The 1445-nt window shown below is 76.0% G+C and carries 2 protein-coding genes; one reads left to right on the forward strand and one right to left on the reverse strand.

Annotation, left to right across the window (positions count from 1 at the left end):
* Nucleotides 1-110 precede the first annotated feature (110 nt).
* Entirely contained in the window at nt 111-1109 is a 999-nt protein-coding gene (locus tag E1283_RS36185; protein WP_132822389.1) for a helix-turn-helix domain-containing protein, read from the forward strand.
* 17 nt (nt 1110-1126) lie between these two features.
* On the opposite strand, the gene E1283_RS36190 is transcribed toward E1283_RS36185, so the two are convergent.
* Nucleotides 1127-1445 (reverse strand): Ohr family peroxiredoxin (locus tag E1283_RS36190; RefSeq protein WP_132822390.1); only part of this gene is annotated, 319 nt, incomplete at its 5' end.

The raw sequence follows: 1445 nt of genomic DNA on the forward strand, positions 1-1445 counted from the left end.
CGGGAGCTGCGTCGACGGTCGGGCGGGTGTGGTGGTCACCAGGGAAGCGTCGGGCCGGCGGCCCGTCCCCGGCCATGGGCGGAAACGACGTGGTGCGATAAATTTCCGCCATGAGTGGGCGTGGGGCGGATGACCGTCACGTGGTGGCGCTGGCCGTGCTCGACGGCCTGCCGACCTTCGAACTCGCCGTGCCCTGCGAGGTGTTCGGCCTCGACCGGTCGGACCTGGTGGACCCGTGGTACGAGCTGCGGATGTGTGCGGGGGAGCCCGGTCCGCTGCGGACGGCGCACGGCCTGCTGGTGCCCACGCCGTACGGCCTGGCCGACATCCCGGAGGCCGACACGGTGATCGTCGCGGCCTGCCACCTGGACCGCGTCCGGAATCCTCCGGCCGGCCTGGTGGCCGCCGTGCGGCGGGCGCACGCGCTCGGCCGCCGGATCGTCTCGCTCTGCGCGGGGGTGTACCTGGTGGCCGCCGCCGGGCTGCTGGACGGCCGGCGGGCGACCACGCACTGGATGCACGCCGACGACCTCGCGCGCCGCTTCCCGGCCGTCGAGGTCGACCCGGGGCCGCTCTACGTCGATCACGGCGACGTGCTGACCTCGGCCGGCACCGGCTCGGTCATCGACCTGTGCCTGCACCTGGTGCGCGCCGACCACGGCGCGGCGGTGGCCAACGAGGTGGCCCGCCGGATGGTGGTGCCGCCGCACCGGGAGGGCGGCCAGGTCCAGTTCGCCAGGCCACCGCGCCGGCCGGCGGCCGGCCCGGCCGCCGGCGGGGGCGCGGGGTTGGCGCCGGCCCTCGACTGGGCCCGGGCCCGGCTCGAACAGCCGCTCACCGTGGCCGAGTTGGCGCGGGCGGCGGGGCTCGGCGAGCGGACGTTCGCCCGCCGCTTCCGGGAGACCCTCGGCACCACCCCGTTGCAGTGGCTGCTCCAGGAACGGGTGCGGCTGGCGCAGGAGTTGCTGGAGACGACGGACGTCCCGATCGAGCGCGTGGCGCACCGCACGGGCTTCGGCACGGCGCCGAACCTGCGGCACCACTTCCGCCGGCTGGCCGGCGTGCCGCCGGCGACCTACCGCGAGGCGTTCCGGCACCGCGCCCGGTGACGCCGGCCCGACCTCCGCTACTCGACGACGAGGGTGACCGGCACGTTGCCGCGCACCGCGCGGGAGTAGGGGCAGACCTGGTGGGCCTGCTCCACCAGCCGCTCGCCGGCCTCGCCCGCCAGCGAGTCGGGCAGTTCGACGCGCAGCGTGACCTCCAGGCCGAAGCCGACGTCGTCCTTGCCGATGCTGACCTCGGCCGTCACCGACACCTCGCTGACGTCGGTCTTGGCGGCACGGGCGACGTTGCTCAGCGCGCTGGCGAAGCAGGCCGCGTAGCCGGCGGCGAACAGCTGCTCGGGGTTGGTGCCCTTGCCGTCGCCGCCGAGGGCGGGCGGG

It is taken from the genome of Streptomyces hainanensis, from assembly GCF_004348415.1.
GTDB lineage: Bacteria > Actinomycetota > Actinomycetes > Streptomycetales > Streptomycetaceae > Streptomyces > Streptomyces hainanensis.